Source organism: Mesorhizobium sp. M0145 (genome assembly GCF_040322355.1).
Lineage (GTDB): Bacteria > Pseudomonadota > Alphaproteobacteria > Rhizobiales > Rhizobiaceae > Mesorhizobium.
Window position 1 is genome coordinate 647,400 of sequence record NZ_JAMYTK010000001.1, and the last position, 22,447, is coordinate 669,846.

Annotated in this window: 24 protein-coding genes and 1 riboswitch; of the genes, 12 read left to right on the top strand and 12 right to left on the bottom strand. The window is 63.8% G+C overall.

What is annotated here, in order from left to right; genetic code table 11:
• The first annotated feature begins 85 nt into the window (after positions 1-85).
• Together NKJ28_RS03240 and NKJ28_RS03245 are read left to right on the top strand one after the other, a co-directional pair.
• Positions 86-994: a LysR family transcriptional regulator gene (locus tag NKJ28_RS03240; protein WP_352634038.1), complete on the top strand. Its 909-nt coding sequence runs from the start codon at positions 86-88 to the stop codon at positions 992-994.
• A 108-nt stretch (positions 995-1,102) separates the two neighbouring features.
• Entirely contained in the window at positions 1,103-1,903 is an 801-nt protein-coding gene (locus NKJ28_RS03245; RefSeq protein WP_352456697.1) for a lysophospholipid acyltransferase family protein, read from the top strand.
• Between the two features lie 27 nt (positions 1,904-1,930).
• Here NKJ28_RS03245 and NKJ28_RS03250 read toward each other — a convergent pair whose 3' ends face one another.
• A complete protein-coding gene (locus NKJ28_RS03250; protein ID WP_352456698.1) occupies positions 1,931-2,551 on the bottom strand; it encodes a LysE family transporter in 621 nt (206 codons plus the stop codon).
• A 78-nt stretch (positions 2,552-2,629) separates the two neighbouring features.
• Complete coding sequence (locus NKJ28_RS03255; RefSeq protein WP_352634041.1) at positions 2,630-3,577, bottom strand: aldo/keto reductase; 948 nt, start codon at positions 3,575-3,577, stop codon at positions 2,630-2,632.
• Positions 3,578-3,921: 344 nt separating this feature from the next.
• On the opposite strand from NKJ28_RS03255, the gene NKJ28_RS03260 reads away from it, so the two are divergent.
• A complete protein-coding gene (locus NKJ28_RS03260) occupies positions 3,922-4,902 on the top strand; it encodes a quinone oxidoreductase family protein (RefSeq protein WP_352456700.1) in 981 nt (326 codons plus the stop codon).
• A 19-nt stretch (positions 4,903-4,921) separates the two neighbouring features.
• On the opposite strand, the gene NKJ28_RS03265 is transcribed toward NKJ28_RS03260, so the two are convergent.
• A complete protein-coding gene (locus NKJ28_RS03265) occupies positions 4,922-5,455 on the bottom strand; it encodes a gamma-glutamylcyclotransferase (protein ID WP_023677914.1) in 534 nt (177 codons plus the stop codon).
• A 113-nt stretch (positions 5,456-5,568) separates the two neighbouring features.
• Between NKJ28_RS03265 and NKJ28_RS03270 the strand changes: the two genes are divergently transcribed.
• Entirely contained in the window at positions 5,569-6,570 is a 1,002-nt protein-coding gene (locus tag NKJ28_RS03270) for a DUF2125 domain-containing protein (RefSeq protein WP_023677913.1), read from the top strand.
• A gap of 134 nt (positions 6,571-6,704) precedes the next feature.
• On the opposite strand, the gene NKJ28_RS03275 is transcribed toward NKJ28_RS03270, so the two are convergent.
• Both NKJ28_RS03275 and hisC read right to left on the bottom strand, forming a co-directional pair.
• Positions 6,705-7,640, bottom strand: coding sequence for a prephenate/arogenate dehydrogenase family protein (locus tag NKJ28_RS03275; RefSeq protein WP_352457603.1), 936 nt, complete (start codon positions 7,638-7,640; stop codon positions 6,705-6,707).
• 6 nt (positions 7,641-7,646) lie between these two features.
• Entirely contained in the window at positions 7,647-8,756 is a 1,110-nt protein-coding gene (gene hisC / locus NKJ28_RS03280; RefSeq protein ID WP_023677911.1) for a histidinol-phosphate transaminase, read from the bottom strand.
• A gap of 138 nt (positions 8,757-8,894) precedes the next feature.
• A riboswitch (SAM riboswitch) is annotated at positions 8,895-8,972 on the top strand.
• Between the two features lie 92 nt (positions 8,973-9,064).
• Between hisC and metX the strand changes: the two genes are divergently transcribed.
• Positions 9,065-10,234 carry a homoserine O-acetyltransferase MetX gene (gene metX, locus NKJ28_RS03285; protein ID WP_023677910.1) on the top strand — a complete coding sequence of 390 codons (1,170 nt, stop codon included), beginning with the start codon at positions 9,065-9,067 and terminating at the stop codon, positions 10,232-10,234.
• Positions 10,235-10,349: 115 nt separating this feature from the next.
• Positions 10,350-10,964 (top strand): methionine biosynthesis protein MetW, encoded by a 615-nt coding sequence (gene metW / locus NKJ28_RS03290; RefSeq protein WP_023677909.1) that lies wholly within the window; start codon positions 10,350-10,352, stop codon positions 10,962-10,964.
• 25 nt (positions 10,965-10,989) lie between these two features.
• Here metW and NKJ28_RS03295 read toward each other — a convergent pair whose 3' ends face one another.
• The gene (locus NKJ28_RS03295) at positions 10,990-11,310 is read right to left on the bottom strand and encodes a DUF1330 domain-containing protein (protein ID WP_023677908.1); all 321 of its coding nucleotides are present in this window, start codon (positions 11,308-11,310) and stop codon (positions 10,990-10,992) included.
• A 234-nt stretch (positions 11,311-11,544) separates the two neighbouring features.
• Here NKJ28_RS03295 and NKJ28_RS03300 point away from each other — a divergent pair, with 234 nt between their 5' ends.
• Together NKJ28_RS03300 and NKJ28_RS03305 are read left to right on the top strand one after the other, a co-directional pair.
• Positions 11,545-12,291 carry an SDR family NAD(P)-dependent oxidoreductase gene (locus tag NKJ28_RS03300; RefSeq protein WP_023677907.1) on the top strand — a complete coding sequence of 249 codons (747 nt, stop codon included), beginning with the start codon at positions 11,545-11,547 and terminating at the stop codon, positions 12,289-12,291.
• 42 nt (positions 12,292-12,333) lie between these two features.
• Positions 12,334-13,359 (top strand): RNA polymerase subunit sigma-70, encoded by a 1,026-nt coding sequence (locus tag NKJ28_RS03305; protein WP_352634045.1) that lies wholly within the window; start codon positions 12,334-12,336, stop codon positions 13,357-13,359.
• 18 nt (positions 13,360-13,377) lie between these two features.
• Here NKJ28_RS03305 and NKJ28_RS03310 read toward each other — a convergent pair whose 3' ends face one another.
• The 3 genes from NKJ28_RS03310 to NKJ28_RS03320 form a co-directional block, all read right to left on the bottom strand.
• Positions 13,378-14,184: a DUF1194 domain-containing protein gene (locus NKJ28_RS03310; RefSeq protein ID WP_352634047.1), complete on the bottom strand. Its 807-nt coding sequence runs from the start codon at positions 14,182-14,184 to the stop codon at positions 13,378-13,380.
• Positions 14,185-14,260: 76 nt separating this feature from the next.
• The gene (locus NKJ28_RS03315; RefSeq protein ID WP_352634049.1) at positions 14,261-16,093 is read right to left on the bottom strand and encodes an ABC transporter ATP-binding protein/permease; all 1,833 of its coding nucleotides are present in this window, start codon (positions 16,091-16,093) and stop codon (positions 14,261-14,263) included.
• A 128-nt stretch (positions 16,094-16,221) separates the two neighbouring features.
• The gene (locus tag NKJ28_RS03320) at positions 16,222-16,992 is read right to left on the bottom strand and encodes a class I SAM-dependent methyltransferase (protein WP_352570578.1); all 771 of its coding nucleotides are present in this window, start codon (positions 16,990-16,992) and stop codon (positions 16,222-16,224) included.
• A 98-nt stretch (positions 16,993-17,090) separates the two neighbouring features.
• Here NKJ28_RS03320 and gloB point away from each other — a divergent pair, with 98 nt between their 5' ends.
• Positions 17,091-17,858 carry a hydroxyacylglutathione hydrolase gene (gloB, locus tag NKJ28_RS03325; protein WP_352570579.1) on the top strand — a complete coding sequence of 256 codons (768 nt, stop codon included), beginning with the start codon at positions 17,091-17,093 and terminating at the stop codon, positions 17,856-17,858.
• An 11-nt stretch (positions 17,859-17,869) separates the two neighbouring features.
• A complete protein-coding gene (locus NKJ28_RS03330) occupies positions 17,870-18,298 on the top strand; it encodes a cupin domain-containing protein (RefSeq protein WP_352570580.1) in 429 nt (142 codons plus the stop codon).
• Between the two features lie 4 nt (positions 18,299-18,302).
• Here the strand turns inward: NKJ28_RS03330 and NKJ28_RS03335 are convergent, their stop codons facing one another.
• The 3 genes from NKJ28_RS03335 to NKJ28_RS03345 are packed head-to-tail and all read right to left on the bottom strand — an operon-like array spanning position 18,303 to position 20,692.
• A complete protein-coding gene (locus NKJ28_RS03335) occupies positions 18,303-18,974 on the bottom strand; it encodes a lysoplasmalogenase family protein (protein ID WP_352634052.1) in 672 nt (223 codons plus the stop codon).
• The gene (gene yddG / locus NKJ28_RS03340) at positions 18,971-19,858 is read right to left on the bottom strand and encodes an aromatic amino acid exporter YddG (protein ID WP_352634054.1); all 888 of its coding nucleotides are present in this window, start codon (positions 19,856-19,858) and stop codon (positions 18,971-18,973) included. The genes NKJ28_RS03335 and yddG overlap by 4 nt, the downstream gene beginning before the upstream one ends.
• A 42-nt stretch (positions 19,859-19,900) precedes the next feature.
• Positions 19,901-20,692 carry a DUF3108 domain-containing protein gene (locus NKJ28_RS03345; protein WP_352457610.1) on the bottom strand — a complete coding sequence of 264 codons (792 nt, stop codon included), beginning with the start codon at positions 20,690-20,692 and terminating at the stop codon, positions 19,901-19,903.
• Positions 20,693-21,387: 695 nt separating this feature from the next.
• On the opposite strand from NKJ28_RS03345, the gene rpmB reads away from it, so the two are divergent.
• Together rpmB and NKJ28_RS03355 are read left to right on the top strand one after the other, a co-directional pair.
• Positions 21,388-21,684, top strand: coding sequence for a 50S ribosomal protein L28 (gene rpmB, locus NKJ28_RS03350; protein WP_006328411.1), 297 nt, complete (start codon positions 21,388-21,390; stop codon positions 21,682-21,684).
• Between the two features lie 81 nt (positions 21,685-21,765).
• A complete protein-coding gene (locus NKJ28_RS03355; protein WP_023677896.1) occupies positions 21,766-22,446 on the top strand; it encodes a queuosine precursor transporter in 681 nt (226 codons plus the stop codon).
• Position 22,447 lies beyond the last annotated feature (1 nt).

Consider the following 22,447-nt stretch of genomic DNA (forward strand, 5'->3'; position numbering starts at 1 on the left):
ATAGGTCCTTCCATCTTCGAGATGCAGATGCCATATCTGCAATCTATCCTTCCGTTTTTCGGGAGGGCAGATTTTCGGGAGAGCTATGGATCGCCTCCAGTCCATGTCGCTTTTCGTTGCCGCGGCGGAGACAGGCAGCCTCTCGGCTGCCGGGCGCCGCTTCGGCATTCCGCTGACGACGGTCAGCCGCAAGGTTTCGGACCTGGAAAAGCACCTGAAGACACGGCTGTTGAACCGCCCGGCGCGGCAGCTGTCGCTGACCGATGCAGGCCATGCCTATCTCGCCGCCTGTCGTCGTATTCTCGACGAGGTCGGCGAGGCCGAGCGAATAGCCGCCGGCGAATACAATGCCCCGACCGGCGAACTCATCGTCACTGCGCCGATCGTCTTCGGCCGCCTGCATGTGCTGCCGGTCGTCACCAGCTTCCTCTCCGTCTATCCTGAGGTAGGTGTGCGGCTGACACTCGCCGACCGGATAACCCAGTTGGTCGAAGAGCACATCGACCTCGCCATCCGCATCGGCGAGCTTGCCGATTCGAGCCTGATCGCCACCCGCCTGGGTTCAATCCGCCGCGTCGTTTGCGCGAGCCCGGCCTATCTCGCCGAGCACGGCACGCCGAAAACGCCGCAAGAGCTTGCGGCGCACAGTGCCATCACCTTTGAAGGGCTCACCGCTGCCAGTTGGACCTTCGCCACCGGCAAGGCCGAATTCGCCGTGCCGGTCCGCTCCAGGCTACGGGTCAACACCGCTGAGGCAGCAATCGATGCAGCGATTGCCGGCGTCGGCGTGACGAGGCTGCTTTCCTACCAGATCGCCGCCGCGGTTCGGTCGGGTACGCTGCGCCCGGTGCTGCAAGAGTTTGAGCCAGACCCATGGCCGGTGAGCCTCGTCCATGCCGGCCAGGGGCTACTGCCGGTGAAGCTGCGCGCATTCCTCGACTTCGCCGCCCCGCGCCTGAGACAGCGCCTGCTGCAGGCGGCGTGGCAAACGTGACGAAGACGGCCCATCGCAAAACCGGAACCGATCGCCCGCCTCGCAGCGTTTCCTTTTTGCCGGCGCTTGGTGTAACCAACGCACACCTCCTCACCGGGCACATGCTGTATGCTGTATTTCCGCTCGCTGGCGTTCAATCTCGCCTTCTACCTCAATTTGATCGTCCAGATGATCCTCTGGACCCCGTATTATTTCCTGTCGCCACGCCATCGCGCCTGGTTCGTGCCGAAATTCTGGTCGCGCACCAGCATGTGGCTCTACGACAAGATCGCCGGCACCAGAAGTGAGATCACCGGCCAGGAAAACCTGCCTGAAGGCTCCTTCATCCTGGCGCCGAAGCACCAGTCCTTCTGGGACACGATCGCTTTCCTGCCGTATCTCGACGATCCCGTTTACATATTGAAACGGGAGCTGACCTGGATCCCGTTCTTCGGCTGGTACATTTTGAAGATGCGGATGATTCCTGTCGACCGCGGCAGCCGCTCGAAGGCATTGAAGACGGTGATCGCCGCGACCAAACAGGAATTGGCGCGCAATCCGCGCCAGCTGATCATCTATCCCGAGGGCACCCGCCGGGCGCCGGGCGACGAACCGGTCTACAAATACGGCATCGTCGAACTCTACGCGCAACTTGGCATTCCGGTGGTGCCGGTCGCTCACGTCGCCGGCCTCTATTGGCCGCGCCGCAAGTTCCTGCGCTATCCCGGCACGATCAAGGCGCGCTTCCTGCCACCGATCCCGCCCGGCCTCGGCAAGGACGAATTTATGCAACGGCTGATCGGCGAGACGGAGGCCGCCTGCGACCAGCTTCTCGTCGAGGCGGCGCAGACGCCGAACCCGCCGCCGATGCCGCCGACGGCAATGAAACGGCTTGGTGAGCTGGATGCGAAACCTGAATTGAAAGGCTGAAACAACGGCCTCAGATGCCACAAAGACTTATGGCAGGGCAGCCAGCGCGGCCGTCGCAACCAGCGTCACGGCAAACACCAGATTGATGATCCGCGACGCCAAGGGTTTGCGCAACAAACGTGCAAAAGCCGCGCCGGCGAGAAGCCACAAGAGATGAATGGCAACAATCATCAACGCGAGGACCGCCAGCTTGGCTGAAATAGCAAGACCGCCGGTGCCGGAAGACGCGCCGGCAAACACGGCGGCAATCGCCACATAGGCTTTCGGATTGGCAACGGCCAGAAGGAACCCGCCCAGGAAAGTGGGAAGCGCCGCCCCACCAATGCGTGCCGCCAGTGGCGGCGCCGTCGCTATCTTGAACGCCAGATAGAGGATGTAGGCTGCTGACGCGACCGCCAACAGCGCTGCGAGCTTCGGCAGCGCGGTGAGAACGGCCATGATGCCCGTCGCCACCACCAAAAGCACGAGGACCGTCCCGACAACGATTCCCGAGGCATAACGGAGCGAATCGCGCAGGCCGAATGCGGCGCCGATCGCGGTGACGCTTATCGTCGCCGGCCCCGGGCTGCCCATAACGATGGCCGATGCCAGCACAAGCGCCAGCAATTGCTGCCATAGCTGCTGATCGAGAAGACCCTGTCCGGCCATGCGGCGTCCCTGCATCCTGCGACGATGCAGGGACGGTAGGGCAAGGCAGCGGCGCCGGTCTTGAACGATCGTGCGCGGCTATGCGCTGGCCTTGTCGAGCTCGGCGATATCGTCCGGGCTGAGCTGCAACGACGCGGCACGCACCAGGCTGTCGAGCTGGTCGAGCGTCGTCGCGCTGGCGATCGGAGCGGTGACGCCGGGCCGTGCCATGACCCAGGCAAGCGCCACTTCCGCTGGCTTGGCCGAATGTCTGGCTGAAACGGCATCGAGCGCTGAGAGAATGCGCATGCCGCGGGTGTTGAGATAGCCTTTCACACCGCCACCGCGCGGGCTTTTGCCGAGGTCGGCCTCGCTGCGGTACTTGCCGCTCAGAAACCCCTTGGCGAGGCTGAAATAGGTGATGACGCCGATGTCCTCGGCCGCGCACAGATCGCGCAGCGGACCATCGAAGGACGAGCGGTCGTAAAGGTTGTATTCCGGCTGCAGCACCTCGTAGCGCGGCAGGCCGCGCAGGCTTGCTACGTCGAGTGCGGCCCGCAACTGGGCGGCGTCGAGGTTGGAAGCGCCGGCATAACGGATTTTGCCCTTGTCGAGCAGTTTCTGGTAGGCGCCGAGCGTTTCCTCATAGGGAGTGGCCGGATCAGGCCAGTGCGACAGATAGAGATCGATTGTATCGACCTGCAGCCGCTTCAGCGTGGCGTCGATGGCCTTTTCGATGTAGGCGGCGGACAGATCCCTCTTGCCCTGCCCCATATCCGAACCGACCTTGGTGATAACGACAACCTTGTCGCGGTTGCCGCGGCTTTTCATCCATTTGCCGATAATGGTTTCGGATTCGCCGCCCTCGTGGCCGGGAATCCAGCGCGAATAGGAATCGGCCGTGTCGATGGCGTTGAGGCCAGCGTCGACAAAGCGGTCGAGCAGGTCGAACGAGGTTTTCTCATCGGCGGTCCAGCCGAACACATTGCCGCCCAGAACCAATGGCGCGATGGATAGGTCGGTGCGACCGAGACGACGTTTCTGCAAGGCTGATCTCCATGGTGATTCATGCTGGGGCGGGTGGGAGCCGCCGACCGAGCTAACCTATGTCGCACCGTGGCAACGTCAAACGCATAGCCTCTTTTCCAGCCCGCCGGCGCTTCACAAAACCGCGACCCGCCGCGCCGTGTCGGGCTTCAAGACGCTGTCCCCAATTTCCAAACCAGTACCCTCTGAGGAAACAATCTGGCAAGTTTAGCAAATAGATTGTCAAATCTGCCAATTCAGACCTTTGCCGGCCGGCCATAGGTTCCGCGGCGCCGACGCAAATCTCGGCACGGTCTGGCCAAGCCCGGACTGTTTGCCCCGGATCGTTTGTTGTGGAGACCGGAATGAAAGCAATTGTATTTGACGCCATCGGCTCGCCGCGCGACGTGCTCTATGTGGACGACCTGCCGATGCCGCGGATCGGCGACGGCGAAGTGCTGGTCAGGATGGTCTCGGCCTCGATCAATCCGGGCGACTTCCTGTTTATCCAGAACCTCTATCCCGAACCGAAAAAGCCGCATTTTCCCCGGCAGATCGCCGGAAACCATGGCGCCGGCATCGTCGAAGCCGTTGGCGCGGACGTTTTGCTGGAACCGGGGACGCTTGTCGCATTCAGCTATTATGGCAGTTGGGCCGAGTACGCGGCGATTCCCGCCGAATGGCTGATCCCGTTGCCTGCCGGCTATCCGGTCGAACGCGCCGGGCAGATGGTGAACCCCATTACCGCGTGGGATCTGCTGGTGGATTCCCGTGTGCGGCCTGGCCAGTGGCTGGCTGTCACGGCCGGCTATTCGTCGATTTCGACAATGGTGATGCAGTTCGCCCAACGACGCGGCATCAACGTCATCGCGCTTGTGCGGCGCTCGCACCAAAGCTTCGACCTGAAGACGCTTGGCGTCGGCGCCATTCTTGACCTTTCGGACTTGAAGACAAGTATCCGGGAAGCGGTGATGGATATCACCGGTGGCGCCGGATTGAACGGGATTATCGACAATGTCGGCGGACCTGTCAGCGGCGAATTGATCCGCACCCTGGCGCTCGGCGGGCAGATGGTGATCAATGGCGGCATGAGTGCCGAGCGCTTCGAGCTGCACAATTTCGATGTCTTGCTGAGCGGCGTCGAGATCAGGGCGAATATCTATCGCTATTTCTTTTCGCCGCTGGCCGAAGCCGACCGGCCTGTGCTACGCGAGATTATCGACACCTTCGGCCAGCCCGGCTTCCACGTTCCTGTCGGCGGTCTCCACCCGCTGACCGAGTTCAAGCTTGCCGTGGCAAACAGCCTGGATCGCGCCGATCTTGGAAAACAGATTTTCAGGATGTAGCCCGCTCACGACACCGAAGCTACGTCGCGACCCGTCTTGTCACGTCTTCCAGCCAGTGGTCGCTTATACCCAGTGCTTCGAGGTGCTCCAGCGTGCTGAGCACGTAATCCTCATTCCTCCCCGACTGGCCGACGGCGCCGCGGACGACGGCCGCCGCCTCGGCTGCGTCGAGCGCACCGGCATATTGCTCATGGCTGCGGTCCACGACATAGGCGACGGCGTCGACCGTCTCGCCCCCATCCGTTTTACCCTTGTCGAGGCGAACGCTGAGCACACGTTCGAGATAGACGTTGGTGACCAGCTCGCGTTCGCGCAGATAGGTAATGACCTCGTTGCGCAGCTCGCCTGGAACCCGGAACGCGAGCCCGATGCAGGAGCCGCCGCGGTCGAGGCCGAGCACCAGGCCCGGCCGTTCGCGCGTGCCGCGATGCACGAAAGAATAGACGCACAGCGAACGGCGGTAGCCATGCAGGCGGGCGCGCCGCGTCTCGACATGCGCGAATCCCGGTCGCCAGATCAGTGAGCCGTAGCCAAAAACCCAAAAATCGCCCATATCGCCAAGCCTGATTGTGACGAACCACCCACCGGTGGTGTTTCAGTCCGTCTACCTGTTGTTGCCGCAAGCGACAGCCCGCCCGTGCCACCCGCGTTAACGAAAGCCGCAGCATGACGTCAAGTGACGAGCGCCCGCCGCCCAGCCAACGTCGCCGCCTGTTGTGGCTTGCCGCTTTCATTCTCGTGCTGTTCGGCATCTACAGCGCGGGCTGGTTCTACCTGGCGGACCTGGTCGAGAGCGCGACCGACAAGGCGGTCGCCGATCTCGACGACAAAGGCATCAGGGCCGACTGCGCCAATCTCGCGATCAGCGGCTATCCCTTCAGCTTCACCCTTTCCTGCGATAGCCTGGCTTACGAGGACGACAGCCGCAACGTCGCGGCATCGACAGGCAAGATCAACGCCGCCACGCAGATCACCCGGCTTTTGTCGCCTGCCGCCGAGCTCAGGGGGCCGCTCAGGACCTCTGTTCCCGGCATGACCCCGCTCTGGATCGACTGGGATGATCTGCGGGCCGACATGAAGCTGTCCTGGCCGCTGCCGAGACGCCTCTCGCTGCAGGCAGAAGGCCTGTCCGGCCAGACCGATCCGGCAGACGACACCGATCCCGTCTCGCTGTTCAGCGCCGGAACCGCCACCGGACAATTGCGCCCAAACGGCCCGGACATCGACTATACCGGCAATTTCACCGATCTCGAAATCGACGCGGCGGCCATCGACGGGCGCGTCTTGCCGCCGCTCGACGGCAGCGGCGACGTGACGCTGAAGAACGGCGTGACGCTGATCAAGGCAAATCCGAAGAGCCTGCGCGGCCAGGCGGCCGAAATCCACGAGCTCGATCTGTCGTCCGGAACTGCGCGCATCACCGTTTCCGGACCGCTGTCGGTCGATGACGACGGTCTCATAAATGCCGACCTGACGATCAGGCTCAATGATCCGAAGGCCGTGGCGGCAATCCTCGCCACCGCCATCCCCGAGCAGAAGAAAGAGATCCAAACCGGCTTTGCCGGACTGGCGCTGCTCGGCAACCAGCCGTCGATGCCGCTGAAGATCGTCAGGGGCAAGGCCTCGCTCGGCTTCATCCCGCTCGGCAAGATCAAGCCGCTCGACTAGAGCAATTCCAGGAAAAGTGTGAAACGGTTTTCCGTCCGGAATTGCGCAAAAACAAAGAGATAGAGCGGTTCGGCGTTTCTGTGAAACGATGAACCGCTCTAAGCCGAGCCGGCCTGCGATCGGCCTGCCGCGGCTTATCCCTTCGGCGGGTGTTCGACTGCCTGGCGGCCGAAATCCGGTACGTCGATATCCTGGCCGGCCTCGATGATCGAGCGGCGGACGGCGCGGGTGCGGGTGAACAGGTCGAACAGTTTTTCGCCGTCGCCCCAGCGGATCGCCCGCTGCAGCGAGGACAGATCCTCGGAAAACCGCGCCAGCATTTCGAGAATGGCGTCCTTGTTGTGCAGGCAGACGTCGCGCCACATGGTCGGGTCCGACGCCGCGAGACGGGTGAAGTCGCGAAAGCCGGAAGCCGAGTATTTGATGACCTCGGACTTGGTCACCGACTCCAGATCGTCGGCGGTACCGACGATGTTGTAAGCGATGATATGCGGCAGGTGCGAAACGATGGCCAGCGTCATGTCGTGATGCTGCGGGTCCATGGTGTCGATGTTGGAGCCGCAGCGGCGCCAGAATTCCGAGAGCTTTTCCAGTGCTGCGGGATCGGTGCCGGGCAGCGGCGTGAAAATGCACCAGCGGTTCTCGAACAGTTCGGCAAAACCGGCGTCCGGTCCCGATTTTTCGGTGCCGGCCAAAGGATGGCCGGGGATGAAGAGCACGCCATCAGGCACGTGCGGCTGCATCTGCGCGATCACCGACGCCTTGGTCGAGCCGACATCGGTGAGGATGGCGCCCTTCTTCAGCGCCGGCGCGATCTCTGCGGCGACCGTGCCTGAAGAGCCGACCGGCACCGAAACGATAACCAGATCAGCATCGCGAACCGCCTCTTTCGCATCCGTCGTATAGGTGTCGCCAAGGCCGAGTTGGCTCGCGCGTGCCAGCGTCGCGTCGCTGCGCGTCGAAATCGCGACTTGGCCGGCGAGTCCCTCGCGGCGGATGACGCGGGCCAGCGACGAGCCGATCAGGCCGATGCCGACCAGCGCGATCTTTTCGAACATCGGTGAGGTCATGGTGTTCTAGCTTTTCAGGAATGTCGCGAGTGCTGCGACAACGCCGCGATTGGCCTCTTCGGTGCCGATGCTCATGCGCAGCGCGTTCGGAAAACCGTAGCCGGAAACGCGCCGCAATATGTAGCCGCGCGCACTGAGGTAGTCGTCGGCGGCCGCCGCCGAATGCTTTTTGTCCTCGGGAAAGTGGATGAGGATGAAATTGCCGACGCTCGGCGTCACCCGCAGCCCGAGCCCGCTTAGTTGCTCGCTCAGCCAGGCTAGCCAGGTCTCGTTGTGCGCGACGCTGCGTTGGATATGGGCGCGGTCGTGGATCGCCGCGATGCCGGCCTCGATCGCCGTCGCATTGACGTTGAAAGGCCCGCGCACGCGGTTGATCGCGTCGATGACGTGCATTGGCGCATACATCCAGCCGATCCGCGCCCCGCCCAGGCCCAATTTGGAGAAAGTGCGGGTCATGACCACGTTTTCCGCGCTGCCCACCAACTCGACGCCGGCTTCATAATCGTTTCGCCGGACATATTCGGCGTAAGCTGCATCCAGCACCAGAAGCACGTTTCGCGGCAGGCCGGCATGCAGGCGGCGCACCTCCTGGAACGGCACGTAGGTGCCGGTTGGATTGTTTGGATTGGCAAGGAAGATGATCCGGGTAGCCGGCGTCACCGCGGCGAGGATCGCATCGATGTCGGCGCGTTCATCGGTCTCCTTGACCGTTACCGGGACGGCACCGGCCGACTGTATGTAGATCTTGTAGACCATGAAGCCGTGTTCGGTGATGATGGCTTCGTCGCCGGGTGCGAGATAGGTCTGCGCCAGCAGGCCCAGAATCTCGTCGGAGCCGTTGGAGCAGACGATGTTCGCCGGGTTGAGCCCGTGCACCTCGGCGATCGCTTCCCTCAGGCGCCTGGCGCTGCCGTCGGGATAGACCGCGAGCTTGTCGGCGACCGCGCGCGCGGCCTCTATCGCCTTTGGCGAAGGACCGAGCGGGTTCTCGTTCGCCGACAATTTATGGACCTTGGCGACACCTTCAGGCGCCGCGCTCTTGCCGGGCACATAGGCTTCGATGTCCATGATGCCGGCGCGGGGCCTTGGACGTGTCTGATCCGGTGTCTGGCTCATTTCATGAAATCCGTCGAGAGTGCCTCCATCCGGAGGCCGCAGCGGAAATACAAGCCGTGGCTCGGAATGTCGAGGGGCGGCAATTCGGGATCAAGAACTTGCCGTTGACGAAGCCATGCGTCGGTCCTAGAAGAGCAGCAACAGTTCCGTGGTGATTTGGCCGGTCGGCTTGCAGCCACGTTAAACAACTTGCTAAAGGGCCGTTTGCATCTTGTAACCGGCTTTGCGAAGGCATGGCCGGTTTTTTGTTGCCCTGACTGGCTGTTGCCCAGACCGGCGGACAACGGAAGGCCGGGCAAGGAGATGTAATGGTCGCTTTGCGCGCTCGAAAAACCAACAACGAGGCCGACCAGCCGTCGAGCCCGGTGTTGCGTTTCGGCGCCGACAAGCCGCTCAAGCTCGACGCCGGCACGCTGCTGTCGCCGTTCCAGATCGCCTACCAGACCTATGGCACGCTCAACGACGCGCGCTCCAACGCCATCCTCGTCTGCCATGCGCTGACCGGCGACCAGCACGTCGCCAACACCAATCCCGTGACCGGCAAGCCGGGCTGGTGGGAAGTGCTGATCGGCCCCGGCAAGATCATCGATACCGACCGTTTCTTCGTCATCTCGTCAAACGTCATCGGCGGCTGCCTCGGCTCCACCGGCCCCGCCTCGACAAATCCCGCCACAGCCAAGCCTTACGGGCTCGACCTGCCGATCATCACCATCCGCGACATGGTGCGGGCGCAGTTGATGCTGGTCGAGCATTTCGGCATCGAACAGTTGTTCAGCGTGCTTGGCGGCTCGATGGGCGGCATGCAGGTGCTGCAATGGGCCTCCAGCTATCCCGAGCGCGTCTTCTCGGCGCTGCCGATCGCGACCGGCGCCCGCCATTCTTCGCAGAACATCGCCTTCCACGAGGTCGGCAGGCAGGCGGTGATGGCCGACCCCGATTGGCACGGCGGCAAATATTTCGAGCATGGCAAGCGGCCGGAAAAGGGGCTGGCGGTGGCGCGCATGGCCGCCCACATCACCTATCTGTCGGAAGCAGCGCTGCATCGCAAGTTCGGCCGCAACCTGCAGGACCGCGAAGCGCTGACCTTCGGTTTCGATGCCGACTTCCAGATCGAGAGCTATCTGCGCCATCAGGGCATGACCTTCGTCGATCGCTTCGATGCCAACTCCTATCTCTACATGACCCGGGCGATGGACTATTTCGATCTCGCCGCCGACCATGGCGGCCGGCTGGCCGATGCCTTCGCCAGCACCAAGACGCGCTTCTGCCTGGTTTCGTTCACCAGCGACTGGCTGTTCCCGACCGAAGAGAGCCGCTCGGTCGTGCACGCGCTGAACGCGGCCGGCGCCTCGGTATCGTTCGTCGAAATCGAGACCGACCGCGGCCACGACGCCTTTCTGCTCGACGAGCCCGAACTGTTCGCCGCCATCAAAGGCTTCATCGCCTCGGCCGCTCGGGCGAGAGGGCTCGGCGCATGACCCCGAAAAGTTGCCGGCTTTTCGGATCAGGACCATGCGCCAGGCATCAGCGCATGACCCCGAAAAGTTGCAGACTTTTCGGATCAGGACCATGCGCCAGGCAGGAGCCGAACGCATGAGCGTCAACCGCGCCCAGCGCGTCGACCTCGAAGTCGTCGCCGATCTCATCCCGCCGCAGTCGCGGGTGCTGGATGTCGGTTCCGGCGACGGCCTGCTGCTCGAATTGCTGCAGGCGACCAAGAAGGTCGATGGCCGCGGCCTGGAGCTGTCGCAGCGCGGCGTCAACGAATGCGTGGCGCGTGGCCTGTCGGTCATCCAGGGCGATGCCGACAAGGATCTCCAATTCTATCCCGACAAGGGCTTCGACTTCGTCGTCTTGTCGCAGACCTTGCAGGCGACACGCAATCCGAAGCTGGTGCTCGACGAACTGCTCCGGATCGGCAACCGCGCCATCGTCTCATTCCCGAATTTCGGCCACTGGCGGGTGCGCTTTTCGTTGCTCTTCAACGGCCGCATGCCGGTGACCAGGGACCTGCCCTATTCCTGGTATGACACCCCCAACATCCATTTCTGCACCATTCGCGATTTCGTCAATCTGTGCGACGAGCTTGGCGCGACGGTGGAAAAGGCGACCGCGCTCGACGCCAATGGCCAGCGGATCGGCTTCTCGATGCCGTGGTGGTTCTGGAATTTTTTCGGCCAGCAGGCGGTGTTTCTGCTGAAACGATAAGAGCCAATCGTCGCAGATCGTCCCCTTATTCGAGAACGTCGGTGGCCTTGTGCGGATGCGCAACGCCATCGACCAGGACCACGTCGGACTGAGAATTCTCGGTGCGCAGCGGCAAGATCTCCTGATAGGCGCGCGAGCGGTACCATGCGCGCGCCTGCTGCATGTCTGGAAATTCGATCATGACGAGGTGGCCCGGCCAGGTGTTTTCAACGACTTCCACCTCGCCTCCGTGCACCACGAAGCGGCCGCCAAACGGTTCCAGCGTTTCATCGATCTTGTGCAGGTACTCGACGATCTGCGGCCCCGGCGTGACCTGGCGCATATGGGCGACGGCGTAGGCGGTCATGGCGTATCTCCTTGTGGTCGAAGGCCGGACAACCGGCTTGATGGGAGCAGTTTGCCGAGACGTAATGCGCTCGTCGATTACCCCAGAGGTAATGACACTGAATACAAAAACGAAGCGCGGCTGCCGTCACCTGAAAGATATTTCCACCTGGCACCGATGATTTTGGCACACCTGCGCTGTCCTTATCGATGAGCGCGCCTGGATGGTCCGGCGGCCGGGAACGAGAGGTGATCCATGGGATCGTTGCAAAATCAGAATGTCGTCGTCGTCGGAGGCAGCCGTGGTGTCGGCCGCTCGATCGCGGAGGCCGCTCTCAAGGAGAAAGCGGCGGTGCTGGCCGTTGCCCGCGGAAAACAGGCCCTGGCGCAATTTGCCTGGGAGGTCTCGGGCGTGAAGACGCTCGCGGTCGATGCTACGGTGGACTCCGCCCCGGATAAGGTCTTCGCCGCGCTTGAGCCGGACGTGCTGGTGATCTGTGCAGGCGCGCTGGCGCCTTCTGCGCCGGTGCATGAACAGAACTGGAAGGCGTTCTCGGCAAATTGGGACACGGACGTCAAGGCATCGTTCCTGTTTTGCCGGGCCGCTCTGCGGCGTCCGCTCAAGCCGGGGACCCGGATCGTTCTGATCTCCAGCGGCGCGGCCTTGACCGGCGGACCACCGAACGCCGGCGGCTATGCCGGCGCAAAACGCATGCAGATGTTCCTGGCCGGTCATAGCCAGAAGGAGGCCGACCGGCTTGGCCTCGGCCTGCGCTTCATGGCGCTCGCGCCGATGCGCATCATGCCGGAAACCGGCGTGGGCAAGGCCGGCGTCGACAGCATAGCGGCCTATATGGGCATCCAGCCGGCGGACTTCATCGCCGCCATGACCGACATGCAAACGCCGGCCGATGTCGGACGGGCGGTGGTCGCACTCGCCACCGGCCAGCCGCAAGGCAGTTCCTTCATGGTGAGCGGTAGCGGGCTTGCCCCGGCCGCCTGAGGGGCGCGTAATGCAACGCTCGCTCGTAACCGCACAAGCCACATGACAGACGCTCAACCACCTCTGGAACCAGCAGGCCAGCCGATCCTCGATCGGCTGGCCTTCGAGAAGGTCACGGCCGCGCATCGCCGCGAGCTCAAGCTGCATTGTTATCGCATGATGGGTTCGCTGCACGAGGCCGACGACCTCGTCCAGGACACGTTGCTTCGCGCCTGGCGCGCAAGATCGGAGTTCGACGGGCGAGGTTCGGTTCGCGGTTGGCTCTACATGATCGCGACCAACGCTTGCCTCAACGCCATCAAGGCGAGGTCGAGGGCGCGTCGCATTCTCCGGGAACCCGGACGGCCGCCCTCGCACGGGGCGGCCATAGGCGGGCCGGTAGCCGACATCGCCTGGCTGGAGCCCTACCCCGACGCCGAGCTTCCAGACATTGCCGGCAGCGAGCCAGGTCCGGAAGCCCGTTACGAGAGCCGCGAGGCCGTCCAGCTCGCCTTCGTCGCCGCGATCCAGGATCTGCCGCCCAGGCAGCGCGCCGCGCTGCTGCTTGCCGACGTCCTCGGATGGTCGGCTGTCGAGACGGCGCGTTTGCTGGGCGGATCGACGGCTTCGATCAACAGCGCGTTGCAGCGGGCCCGCGCAACGCTGGCGGCGCGCTATCCTCAGGGACGGCCGGCCAGCCGATCACGGCCCAGCCCCGAAGAAGGCCTGCTGCTCGAACGCTACATGCAGGCCTGGCAGGCCGCCAATCTCGACAGCTTGATCGAGCTGCTGCGTGAGGACGCCATCTATACAATGCCGCCTTGGCGTGAATGGTATCAAGGCCGCGAAGCGATCCGCGGTTTCTTCGAGACCGTCTGGCCGAGGTTTGGCGGCTTCCGCACGCTGGCCACCCGGGCCAATGCCCAGCCGGCGGTCGGGGTTTATTCCCGCAGCCACGATGGCCCTGAATGGCGGGCCCATTCCCTGCATGTGTTCGACGCAGCCGAGGGCGGGATCGCTTCCTTGACGATCTTCATAGGGCCGCTCGGGCCATCTCTGTTCCCGGCCTTCGGCCTGCCACCAGCCTAGCTTACCCCTGGGCCAGCCTTATCGGTCGAGTTCCGGGAAATATGGGTCCGAGAAAAACCGCCGGTCGCGCTCGCCTTGCAGGCAGTCGATCGGTGCGTCGATGCGGATCGTCCTCGGATCCAGCTTGGGATACTCGATGCCGCTGACCTCGAGGATCAGTTTGCGGCGAGTGGCGGTGGCGAATTCGGAAGCAGCATAGATCGGCAGCACGAACGAGCCCGGCCCGCCGGTAACGCATTCGGCATAATACCGGTCGAGATGGCTGAAGGTGGGTGACGGGCTGATCAGGATCGGCAGCCCGTTGATGACGATGCCCTTCGCCAGCGCCGCATCGCGTGCCGTTGTGACCGGCAAGCCGGTGTTGTTTGGGCCGTCCCCCGAGACGTCGATGACGCGGCGTTTGCCGGTGAAGGCCGTGCCGTTGAAAAGCTCGGCGCCGAAAGCCACAGCACCGGAAATCGAGGTGCCGCGAAAGCTCCTGAACGGGCGGGCCGCGATCTTGTCGGCGAAAGCGTTGGCGCTCTCCTTGCTGTCGACGACCTGCCAGGCAATGACCGCATCGTCGCGGATGGTGCCGGCCCATTCGAAATAGGCGATGGCGATGCGGCCGAAGGTGCCGGCACGCACGGCGTTGATGAAGTCGGGGTGGCGCAGCGCCGCGACATAGCCGGCGCGCTGCAGGGCGAACTCCCTTTCATCCATCGACTGCGAGATGTCGACGGCCAGCACCAGCTCGACATCGACGGCAATTGCATTGGCCGGTGCGGCCGCAGGTGCCGCCGGGGTGCAGGCAAAGCAGGCGAGCAGGGCGAGAGCGTCAAGCATGGCCGATCGGAACGTTCCCATCTGAAACGATCGCGACAGTTTTTCGCCGCGATCGCGGCGAAATAAAGCTTGCCTTCTATTTCTTTCGGCCAGCCGAAACGATAACCGGGGGCGGTTCGATGGCACCTGCCCTGATACGGGCCGGCTTGAGTGGCGGCTGGCCGGCATCCTTGACGATGGTCAACGCCCGCCGGAAGAAGCGGGCATTGTGCTGGCCGCGGCCGATATTGAGGATCGCGGCGTCGGGAAGGCGCTTCTCCAGCATCGACAGCACTTGCCTCAGCGTTGGGCCGTCGAACGCGTCCAGCGCCTCGTCGATGATCACCCATTTCGGCCGTCGCAAGGCCAGCCTGGCAAAGGCCAGCAGACGCTGCTCGTCGTCGCTGAGCTCACGCTCCCAGCGCGCCGAGCGATCGAGCGAGGACGACAGGCGTTGCAGCCCGACATCGGCCAGCACCTCCGAGATCTCGGCATCGCTCGCCTCCGCCGCGCCGTCTGAATGGTTGAGCACCTCGCGCAGCTTGCCGAGCGGGAAATAGGGGGTACGCGGAACAAAGATCGGCGCTTCTCCGGCCGGCATGCCGATGCGTCCGCTGCCCCATGGCCACAGACCGGCAATGGCCCGGAAGAACAGCGTCTTGCCGGCGCCCGGATCTCCGGTGATCATGACCCGGTCGCCGGCGCGGATTTCGACATGCGGCTCGGCAAGCTTGGTGCATCCCTCCGGCGAGGCGACCTCGAGTTTCTCGAAGGTCAGGCTGCCGTCCGGGTTTTCGCCGAACGAAATGCGCCTTTCCGTATGGTGCAGCGCGTCGGTGTCGCCAAGTGCGATGCGAAAGTCGGCGACCCGCATCAGCGTAGCGCGCCAATCGGCGATGCCGCCGATATTGTTGATGAACCAGCGCAGCGACGAATGGACCTGGTTGAAAGCGCCGACTGCCATCATCAAGCCGCCAAAGCTGATATCGCCGGCGAAATAGACCGGTGAGGCGACCAGAATCGGCGCGACGACAGTGATCCAGCCATAGGTGTCGGTAACCCAGGAAAGATTGATCTGGGCGCTGTAGATGCGCCGCATGGCGCCCAGCACCGTGCCGAGATCGAATTCGAGCCGGCGCCTGGCATCGGCCTCGCCATGCGCCAGCGCGATGGCATCGACATTCTCGTTGACGCGAACCACCGAGGAGCGCAGCTCCGCCTCACGCGTATAGCGATCGTTGTTGAAGCGGATCAACGGTCGCCCGACCAGCCAGCTCAACCAGGAGGCGGTGCCAGCATAAAGGATCGCCGCCCAGACCATGTAGCCGGGTATGGCCAGCGAATGGCCGCCTATGTGGAAGACGAAGCCGGAAGACAGCGACCACAGGACCCCAACGAACGAGGCAAGCAGGATGCAGGACTGCAGCAGGCCGATGCCAAGACCGGTGGAAAGATCGGAGAGATGCCCGGCATCCTGCTGCAGGCGCTGGTCGGGATTGACGCCGATGGCGCCGGCATGGGTCAGCCGGAAGGCACGCGCCGGCCGCATCCATTCGTCGATCAGGTCGAGCGTCAGCGCCTCGCGCAGCTTCAGGCGGAGCATCTGGTCGAGCCAGGTCTGGCCGACATTGAGCACCACAAGCCCGCCGGCGATGCCGGCAAAGACCAGTAGCTGATGCAGGAAAGCCGGCATGTCGCGCCGCGCCAGCGCGTCGTAGAAAGGCTGGTTCCAGCGATTGAGCAGAACCTGCCCGATCGAGCTCGCCACGATGACGGCGACGATGCCGATCGCTGCCCAAAGCAATTGTTTTCGCACCGGCGAGCTGGTCAGTGCCAATTTGATTGTTGCCAGCTGCTCACGCAGGCTGCTGGCTTCGATCGACGTGGCAAGCTTCTGGGCGCTGGCCTCGACATCCGGACGATCATCCATCGGTTAAATCCTTGCATTCGCAGCAATGCCAAACCGGTCATAGGGATCGGCCGCACGGCCTTCAATCGGACAGCAAACCTGATATCGTCAGATAGGCGTGAAAAAGCACGTCTCGGATCACGAACGCGTCATCCTGGCGGTGCCGGGTGTTCGGCCCGCGACAGCCGGCCAAGCGTCGGCGCGCCATGCGGCGAGAGAACCGGCACGAAGACGCGGCGGGACGCGCGCTGGGCGACCGGCACGCCTTGATAGAGCCGCTTCTGCGCCTCGACGACGATAACGCCCGAAAAGATCGGCCAGAAGCGCCGGCCGGCACGTTCCAGCACATTGTGGAACTGCATCATGAAACGTCGCGGCGACGGCGGGAAGAACAGCGCATCGGACCACGCCGCCGGCGTGAAATTCGCTTCGCGCAGCAATTCGGTCAGCTGGCCGCGCGAGAACGGCCGGCCATTGCCGAAAGGCGTACGCTCGAAGCGTGCCCAGACGCCGCGCCGGTTGGGCACGACGATGACGACACGGCCGGCCGGCGACAGCACCCGCCAGATCTCGTTCAGCGTCTCGCGTGGGTTCTCGACATGTTCGAGCGAATGGACGAGGAGCATGCGGTCGATGCAGGAATCGACCAGCGGCAGTTCCTCATCGAAGACCAGGGCGGTCGCCGTCGGCCCCGTCGCCGGCCACACCACCGCGCCCTGCGTTGCCGGCATAAAGGCAAAGACGCGCTCGGCATCGCTGCCGAAGCGCTCCAGCCACGGCAAGGTGTAGCCGAGGCCGACCAGCCGCTCGTTGGGCACGACGGCCCATATCGAGGACAGCGCCATGGTGATCGAGCGTTCGGCCAGGCGGCCGAGCGTGGTCGAATAAAACGAACGGAGATCGACAATGTCTGAATGCATGCGCGGGACGGTAGCTTCGAAGCAGTCCAAGTTCAACAAAGGCAGATGACATCGGCTGGCAGGCGCCCTATGTCTGCGGCAATAAAGGGAGAGATGCGATGCCGGTCGAGATCGAACAATTCATGTGCCGCAGCGACAATTTCGGCGTGCTGGTGCACGACCCGAAAAGCGGTCAGACGGCGCTCATCGATGCGCCCGAGGAGGCGCCGATCCTGGCGGCGATCAAGCGCACCGGCTGGACCCCGACGATGATCCTGACCACTCACCACCATCTCGACCATGTCGAGGCCAATCTGGCGCTGAAGGAGCGTTTCAAGCTGCGCATTGTCGGGCCGGAAGCCGAAAAGGCGAAGATTCCCGGCATCGACGAAACCGTCGAGCAAGGCTCGGTCGTCCATCTCGGCGACGAGCGGATCGAGGTCATCGCCACACCCGGCCATACCGCCGGCCATGTCACCTATCATCTGCCGGCGTCGAAAGTGGCATTCGCCGCCGACACGCTGTTTGCGCTCGGCTGTGGGCGGCTGCTCGAATGCAAGCCGCCGGTGATGTACGAATCCCTGAAGAAGCTCGCGGCGCTGCCGGCCGAGACGGTCGTCTATTGCGGCCATGAGTATACGCTGGCCAATGCCCGTTTCGCGCTGACCGTCGACCCGACCAATTCGGCGCTAAAAGAGCGCGCCGCCAAGGTCGAGGCGCTGCGCGCCGACGGCAAACCGACGCTGCCGACGACCATCGGCGAGGAACTGTCGACCAATCCGTTCCTGCGCTGGCACGATCCGGCGATCCGCAGGCATCTCGGCCTCGAGAACGCCTCCGACGCCGAAGTGTTCGCCGAGATCCGCAAGCGCAAGGACAATTTCTGAGCGCAACAGCGATGACCAGTTCCGCCGAAATCATCGCCCTGCTCGGCCTGAAGCCGCATCCGGAAGGCGGCTGGTATGCCGAGACCTTTCGCGACGGCGCGGCAGGCGCCCGCGGCCATTCGACGGCGATCTATTTCCTCCTCGAGAAGGACCAATTGTCGGCCTGGCACCGGGTCAAGGACGCGGCCGAGGTCTGGCATTTCTATGACGGTGCGCCGCTGGCGCTGTCGATACATCGAGAAGGCGGTACCGTCATCGAGGAGATCCTCGGTACGGCGCTTGCCGCGGGCGAGCGGCCGCAGATCGTCGTGCCGGCAGGCTGGTGGCAGTCGGCACGCAGCCTCGGCGAATGGACCCTGGTCGGCTGCACCGTGGCGCCGGGCTTCGATTTCGCCGCCTTCGAACTTGCCGAACCAGGCTGGCTGCCGGGCACGCCCTAGGCACCTAGCCCAGCAGGAAACCCAGCGTGATCGCCAGCTGGCCGGCGTAGTACAGTGCCCAGACCCCATAGCGCACCCAAATGCGGTGCGGCGAGATGGCGGGCAGCAGGAAATTTTCCGCGGCGAGCAGCCCGTCGGACAGGATGAGCAGGACGACGCCGCCTACGACCCCGACGCTGTTCAGGGTGAGCGCCGCAATGCCCATGGCAAGCAGCGCCGCGGCATGGATGCCAATCGGCAAACGCAAGGCCGGGCCGATGCGGCGCCAGAGCGCGAAAAGCATCGCCAGCGCCGACACGATCATCGCCAGCACGATCGCTGCCCGCCACGGCTCGGCCGAAAGCAGCCCGAGGCCGCCGCCGGCACGCAGGAACAGCACGACGTAAAGCACGTGCGCGGCAAGAAAACTGGCCGTGCCGCCAAGAAATGCCTTCTCGCCGTCGCGCGACAGGAAGGCGTCGCCGATGGCACTGGCGCCGAGCGCGGCGACGAGCAGCCATGGGCCGCCCTGCTGCGCGACCAGCACCGCCAGCATCGCCACCGCCAATGTCCTTGCCGCCGACCGCGAAAGGCGCGGCGGCATGCCAAGGCTGAACGCGTAAATCACCGCCGCCGCCAGCGAAAACAGCAGCGTCGCATTGGCATTGGCATCGATGCCGCCGGGAAACGGCATCATGCGTTTGCCTCGCTCGTGGCCCTCTTGCGCAGGAACAGCGATTTCGCCGCCAGTGCCGCGCCGCCGGTGATCAGCACGCAAGCGGCGAGGATGCGCCATGACGGCTCGGCGAAGCCGGCTGATATCAGCACCAGCGTCGACAGCAGCGGCGCGGCATAGCTCGCCGCCCCCAGCACCTGGATGTTGCCGCGCTTGACGCCGATGTCCCAGGCATAGAACGCCGCCCCCACCGGCATCAGACCGAGGCCGAGCACGGCCAGCCACTGGCCGGCGCCGGCGGGCAGCACCGTCTCTTCCAGCAACAGATGGCAGACGAGCGAAAGGGCCGCGGTGGCGGCGCAGAACCAGGTGACGATGCTGGTCGGCACCGACGGGAAGCGCCGCGACAACAGCGAATAGGACGACCACAGCACCGCGCAGACGCCCGCCATGGCATAGCCGAAGGCATAACGCGCGTCGAAGGCAAGCCCGCCGCCCTTGGTGACGATCAGGACCGTGCCGGCAAGGCCGAGCAGCGCGCCGGCGACGTGGTTCCAGGCCAGCCGCTCGCCAGGCATCAGCGCCGATCCGAGCACGATCAGCAGCGGCCACAGATAGGCGATCAGGCTGGCCTCGACGGCCGGCGCATTGCGCAGCGCGGTGAAGTAGAAGAAGTGGTAGCCGAACAGGCCGGCAATGCCGATCACCCAAACCTGGCGCGGTATCTTCGCGGCGCCATCGGCTGCCGGCATGAACAGCCGGGCAACCAGCCCGACGCAAGTGCCGATCGTAAAGGTGATTGCCGAAAGCAGGAACGGCGGCACGGCGCCCGAAGCATCCGTAAGCAGCGCCAGCAGCGCCCACATGGCGACCGCGGAGAAGCCGATCAGTGTTGCGCGCGCCATACCCGTCGCCCCCTGCCCATCGTTGGCGGCGCACCATCACGCCTATTCGTTCGCTTCGAACCGCTCCGCGCTGATCGTCAACGGGCCGATTTGCGTGCTGACCGTGGCGCGGATCGGCGCATATACGCCGCTTTGGCCGACCGGTGCAAACGTCACCATGATGCGGCTGCGTTTCTTCAGGTAGTTCAGCGCCTTGCGATTCTTGCGGTAGCCGGCCACCGGCTCGAAGCCCAGCCTGCAGGTGACCGTATCGCCCTTGTAGCCGGTCACCGAGATCGACCCTTTGGACTCGTAGCTCAGTTTCAGATCGGCACGCATTTCGCCGTCATAGAGCTTCACCGTGCGCCCGCAGACCTGGTCGAGGCTGTCGGCATGGATGACGGTGGCGGCCATCGGATCGAGGACCGATACGAGATGGCTGCCGACCAGCGGTATCCAATTCTCGGGATTGCGCTTCTTCGGCTCAGGCACGACCTTGGTCGAGGTGACGACGCCGTTGGCAAACTGGATGTCGATCATCGATGCCTTCTTGCCGGACGTGTAGTCGGCGTGGAACGCTTGCGGCTGCAACTGCTTGCCCGAAATCTTGCCCTTCGACGAGATCGTGCCTCGCGTATCGTCGAACAAAGTGGCGAGCCCGGCGGCGGAAACGCTGCCCTCGATCGAATAGGTGTCACCCTCGTAATGGCTGGAGAATTTCGCCTTGGCCACGGAGAGGCCGAGGAACGACACCGAATATTCGCCCGTGAAGGATTGCGGCTCAGCGGCCGAAACCGTCGTCGAAAGCGCGACGGCCATCAGCACGACCAGGGCATGGAGGAAAGAACGAGGCATGGCGGGTCCTTGATTGTCGACCGGACGGGCGGCTCCGGTCTGGCATGTCCCTGTGCGACCGCTTATAGGCTGAATTCCGGCCTTAATGTGAAAGGCGCCGTCGGCAGGCAACGTTGGGGCTGGTCGACGGCCAAAATAAAAAACCCGCCTCGGCGGGCGGGTCGTTGGAGCCAATTAGCACCATACCGAAATTAGTAGCATAGCTGCCGGCACAAAGCAAGAACAAAATGTGGCGACCTCGACGAATTTGCCGATCTGCCTCGGCCCGGCAGAGGGAAAGGGTTGCGGCTTCACTCCAGCTTGCGTTCCTCGCCCCCACGAAAGTGCACGAAAGTGGGGGGGAAAGGTGGCTCGGCGAAGCCGAGACGGAGAGGGGGAACCGCGCTCTACGAAAAGGCCCCTCTCCGGCCGCTTCGCGGCCACCTCTCCCCCGCTTCGCGGTGGGCGAGGAACCTAGGTCTTGAGATATCCGCGGGACAGCAACATCTCCTCCTGAGGGGGCGATCAGCAGCTTCACCGACGACACCTACTCCGAAAGTGCGATTCCCCATCCCCGAAGCAACCCCAAGCTTGACGCATCGGCGAAATGCAACTATGGAACGCCAACTTTTTCCATAAGGCCGCCTGACCGAAACCGCGCGCCACCCGGCGCGGGTCGAATGTTTGGCCAGGACCGAGAACCGAAGGTTAGAACCATGTCCCGCACCTGCGAACTCACTGCCAAGGCAGTCATGTCCGGCAACAATGTGAGCCACGCCAACAACAAAACCAAGCGTCGCTTCCTGCCCAATCTCGTCAATGTGACGCTGATCTCGGAAGCGCTGAACCAGAATGTGCGCCTGCGCATTTCGGCCAACGCGCTGCGTTCGGTCGAGCATCGCGGCGGCCTCGATGCCTTCCTGGCCAAGGCCGATGCCAAGGAATTGTCGCAGCGCGCCCGCCTGTTGAAGAAGCAGATCGCCAAGAAGCTCGCCGAACAGCCGGCCGCCTGAGTTTTTCGGCGGCGGCCGCCTTCCAGGGCGCGACCGGGTTCCGGATCGCGTTCCGCTGGTTCCATTACCCAGGATAAAAAAATGATTTTCCTCTCGCGGTACCTGCCCTTCGTGGCGGCCATGGCGCTCGTCGTCGTGGCCTCGAACATCCTCGTGCAGTTCCCGATGCAGGGTGCAATCGGCGGGTTGTCGCTGGCCGACATCCTGACCTGGGGCGCCTTCACCTATCCGTTCTCCTTCCTGGTCACCGATCTCGCCAATCGCCGTTATGGGCCGGCGGTGGCGCGCAGGATCGTCTTTGTCGGCTTCATGACAGCGGTGGTCTGCTCGATCGTCATCCCACCGCTGCTGTTTCGCCACGGCCTGATCGAATTCGAGACCGCCGCCGACCGGCTGGTGCGTATTGCCGCGGCGTCGGGTGCGGCCTTTCTCACCGCGCAGTTGCTCGACGTCACCGTGTTCAACCGGCTGCGCCGGCAGAGCTGGTGGCGCGCGCCGATCGTCGGCACCCTGGTCGGCTCCGTTTTCGATACGGTGGTGTTTTTCACCGTCGCCTTCGCGGCGGCGTTCGCCTTCGCCGGGCCCAATGACGGCTTTGCGCTGGAAACCGCGCCGCTGATGGGCGTGCTGCCGGTCGAGACGATGCGCTGGATTTCCTGGGCGCTCGGCGATCTCGGCGTCAAGCTGGTCATAGCGGTGGTGGCGCTGATCCCCTACCGGCTGCTTGCCGCCCGCTGGAGCCAGCCGGCACTGGCGGCCTAGC